Below are 3,589 nucleotides of genomic sequence, written 5' to 3'. Positions count from 1 at the left end.
TGTAAGTGAAGTTGTAATGACACTCGAAGCAGATGTTCAATCACGTGACAAGGAAATTAAAGAACTTAAACAAAAGATAGAAGAATGTGACGACGAGGAAATTGAAGAACGTGACAAGGAAATTAAACAACTGAAACAAAAGACTGAAGAACTAAAACAAAGTATAGATGCGTATCGAGAAGAGTTTACACGGAAAAGTGAAAAGATACAGGCACTAAAAGCAGATGTGCAATCACGCGACGAGGAAATTCAAAGACTAACACAAGAGCTTAAGCCGCGTGATGAAGCAGTAAAAGCGCCGCTTCATAAGAATAAGAAGAGTAAGAAGAAGGGTAAGTGAGGAGAGAGGGATGGGCTTAATTGCACTTATTATATCTTGTATTGCTAATTTGTGTTCATGTTATGCGGTTTATACCAATTTTAAAAACATAAAAATGCTTAGACAAGCGATAAAAGAACGAGATGAGTTAATAGCGTCACAAAAAGCGTTGATGGAAGGACAGCTAGCAGAAAAAAATGAGTTAATAGCGTCACAAAAAGCATTGATGGAAGAACAGCTAGCAGAAAATGAAGAGAAAATACAACATTTACAAAAATTACAAAAAGAAGTGCAAGAACGTTTGTTGGAATCTGAACAGAAGAAATCTAAAGAGCAAGAATATTTGACTGAATATGAAAATATTTATGAAAATCTTCAAGAGTCTGAAGATGTTCGTGCGCTTGTAAGAGAGTTTGTAGAAAAAGCCCCAATTGTAAATGAAGAAGATGATAGAACGCAAAAGATACTAATACAATTGATGAAGGATGAGCAGAAAAAGAATGAAGCAATTGAAATTATTGAAGATTTCAATAGATGGTTTATGGCAAAACAATCGGTTACAGTTGCAGAAGCCAATAAATGGGATAGGGCACAATATTTATCATTTCTTCTTATGAAACCAAAGCCAATGACATGGGCCGAGTTGGCTGAAAAAAGCCCTGAGGAACAACAGCGTTATTCATCATGTTGGAAAACGGTTATTTATTGAATGGAAACAGCTTGGAATACAACAGATCGGATAGTTTATTACTTGGTTTAATATTAAAATATTCGGGGCAAAAAGTCACTTTTTCTGGTGGATTTAAAGGATTTACGGCAGTGTGCTCCATAGTCAATATTAAAGGAATTTCTGAGTTTCTGTCTATAGGAAAAACACCAATAATTAGTCCTAATAGACCAGAAGGTTTGAGGCTAAATGGATCAATATCGCTATGTATGGGTGGATCGACTCGAGGTTTCTTTAAGCATAAGTGTTTTTCCTGTTGAGGATGGATGTAATGTAGTGCTCCTAGTGATTGTGGCAAAAGTTCACGATAGCATGCGGACATAAAGATAAAAAGGCTATTATCCTGTATGCTGATAGAGTTGATTTTAATTGTTTGTTTTGTAGCATTTGTAATGATTAAAGATACATATATTACTGGAAAGATATCATTAGGATTATCACTTATCCATGAACTGTGTGTGGTAACACGGAGCTTTTTTTCTTCTAAAATCTCTAATTGTTTTTCCAGAACTGTGGCAAGCTTTTTCATTGATATCGCTTGTTGTCTAGTTGATTTAGCTATGTCCATGGCATTGGCTAATTCTGTTTTAAATTTTTCTCGATCTTCTTCTCTTAATTTTTCATCTTTTTCTCGATCTTCCTTTCTCAATTTTGCAGCTTCTATGCGATCTTCTTCTCTTAATTTTTCATCTTTTTCTCGATCTTCCTTTCTCAATTTTTCATCTTTTTCTCGATCTTCCTTTCTCAATTTTGCAGCTTCTATGCGATCTTCTTCTCTTGATTTTGCAGCTTCTATTCGATCTTCTTCTCTTAATTTAAATGTCTGTTTAATAGAAAGAAAAGCAAAAATTGCGGATAATAAAGCACCAACCGAAGAAAGTGCAGAAAATAAAACAGAAAACGCAGAAAATAATACAGGATGCTGTTCTATCCAATTTAAAATCGCTTGCATACTTCTTACACCCTTCTTTTCTTCATTTTCAGAAAAAAACAACCTTATAAAACACATTTTGTATGGAGAGGCGCGGTGAATAACACGATTCTTTGTTTTGATCTAGGTACCAAAACGGGGTGGGCGTTTCGCAATGCCGAGGGTGACATATTCAGTGGTGCCGTGAATTTTCAATCGCGCCGTTTTGAAGGCGGTGGAATGCGTTACTTGCGCTTTAAACAATGGCTATCAGAAATAAAGCAGACAGCAGGTCAAATTGACGCGGTGTATTTTGAAGAGGTGAGGCGTCATAAAGGTACAGATGCAGCGCATGTTTACGGTGGTTTGTTAGCAACGTTAACGGCGTGGTGTGAACAGCATCAGATACCGTATGAGGGGATACCAGTAAGTACGATTAAGAAAGCGACGACAGGCAAGGGGAATGCGTCGAAAGAAGAGATGATTAAGGCGGTGCGTGCAAAAGGGCACAATCCGAAAGATGATAACGAAGCAGATGCTTTAGCAATTTTATATTTAGTTAAAGAAAGGGAATTGGGGTATGTCCAGTAAATTACCATGGACGAGGCTTTTTGCATACAAATGGCTTCTTACTCTTGGTTGTTTGTCGCCGACCGAGAAATGTATCTATGTCATGTTGCGACTTCTAATGCTCCATACTGGTGAACCTATTTTAAACAACTTAAGGGTATTAGCTCGTTGGATTGGTTATCCAGTAGAAGAGTTTGAAGCAGCTTTGAATTCCTTGATTGAAGGTGGATTCATCATACGTTTAGACAATGGTGGGTTGTGGAATTCAGAAGTTGAAAAAGAACTCAACAGTCTCAGTGAAGAAGAGCTAGATAATTTCACTTGCAATAATAATAAAGAAAGGGAGGTGAAGTATGTCAACTAAGTTGCCATGGACGAGGCTTTTTGCAGACAAGTGGCTACTTGATCTTGCTTGTTTACCCGCAATTGAAGGCAATGTTTATATGCGATTGCGATTGCAAATGTTGCGTACTAGAGAGCCTCTTGTAAATGATGCGCAAATATTATCTCATTTCACGTGTTGTTCAGTAAAAAGATTTCAGAAGGCATTAGATTACTTATTTAGATCTGGACACATTATTCTTTCAGAAGATGGTCATTTGTGGTGTTCAGATGTTGAAGAAGAATTAAAAAATTCAGACGAAACTTTAAATAAGTTTGCAGAAAGAGCAGCAAAAGCCGCCAATACTAGAAAACATAAAAACCACGAAGAATCTTCAAGAGAGCTTCAAGATTCTTTAAGAAGTCTTCAAGATTCTTCAAGATGTCTTCAAGATTCTTCAAGATGTCTTGAAGATTCTTCAAGAGGGTACATTAACAATAACATTAACAATAACAAAAAAAATAAAAATATTATTTTATCAAAAAGAGAAATTGATTTTGAAAATTTAGAAACAAACGATTTGGTTGACGAGCCAATCGAATGTGATGATGTTCAATCAGAACAAATCAAAACGATAGAAACCAAACAACCAATCATTCACGAGCAAAATACCAACACTTCAAACAAAGCTAACAACCGATGGCAAATTGACGAAGCGATGATTGCGAAATTGCCTTCACG

4 protein-coding genes and 2 pseudogenes are annotated in these 3,589 nt (G+C 36.2%); 5 read left to right on the top strand and 1 reads right to left on the bottom strand.

What is annotated here, in order from left to right; translation table 11 throughout:
* Nucleotides 1-340 (top strand): annotated as a pseudogene (locus tag ACFIK4_RS09530) (hypothetical protein); the annotation flags it as partial.
* A gap of 10 nt (nucleotides 341-350) precedes the next feature.
* A complete protein-coding gene (locus tag ACFIK4_RS09525) occupies nucleotides 351-1,028 on the top strand; it encodes a hypothetical protein (protein ID WP_375613781.1) in 678 nt (225 codons plus the stop codon).
* Here ACFIK4_RS09525 and ACFIK4_RS09520 read toward each other — a convergent pair.
* The gene (locus ACFIK4_RS09520) at nucleotides 1,018-1,998 is read right to left on the bottom strand and encodes a hypothetical protein (protein WP_375633130.1); all 981 of its coding nucleotides are present in this window, start codon (nucleotides 1,996-1,998) and stop codon (nucleotides 1,018-1,020) included. The two genes, ACFIK4_RS09525 and ACFIK4_RS09520, sit on opposite strands and share 11 nt — an antisense overlap.
* A 75-nt stretch (nucleotides 1,999-2,073) precedes the next feature.
* Here ACFIK4_RS09520 and ACFIK4_RS09515 point away from each other — a divergent pair, with 75 nt between their 5' ends.
* The 3 genes and pseudogenes from ACFIK4_RS09515 to ACFIK4_RS09505 all read left to right on the top strand — a co-directional run.
* On the top strand, nucleotides 2,074-2,547 hold the full coding sequence (locus ACFIK4_RS09515; RefSeq protein WP_375675827.1) for a crossover junction endodeoxyribonuclease RuvC: 474 nt from the start codon (nucleotides 2,074-2,076) through the stop codon (nucleotides 2,545-2,547).
* Nucleotides 2,537-2,890 (top strand): DUF1376 domain-containing protein, encoded by a 354-nt coding sequence (locus ACFIK4_RS09510; RefSeq protein WP_375675826.1) that lies wholly within the window; start codon nucleotides 2,537-2,539, stop codon nucleotides 2,888-2,890. The genes ACFIK4_RS09515 and ACFIK4_RS09510 overlap by 11 nt, the downstream gene beginning before the upstream one ends.
* A pseudogene (locus ACFIK4_RS09505) lies at nucleotides 2,880-3,589 on the top strand (hypothetical protein); the annotation flags it as partial. The gene ACFIK4_RS09510 and the pseudogene ACFIK4_RS09505, both read left to right, overlap by 11 nt.

The sequence above is a fragment of the Bartonella sp. AP9QHHD genome (assembly GCF_042195625.1).
In the GTDB taxonomy this organism is placed as follows: Bacteria; Pseudomonadota; Alphaproteobacteria; order Rhizobiales; family Rhizobiaceae; genus Bartonella.
Note: the sequence above shows the minus strand (reverse complement) of the source record. Positions and strands in the feature narration are given on the sequence as shown.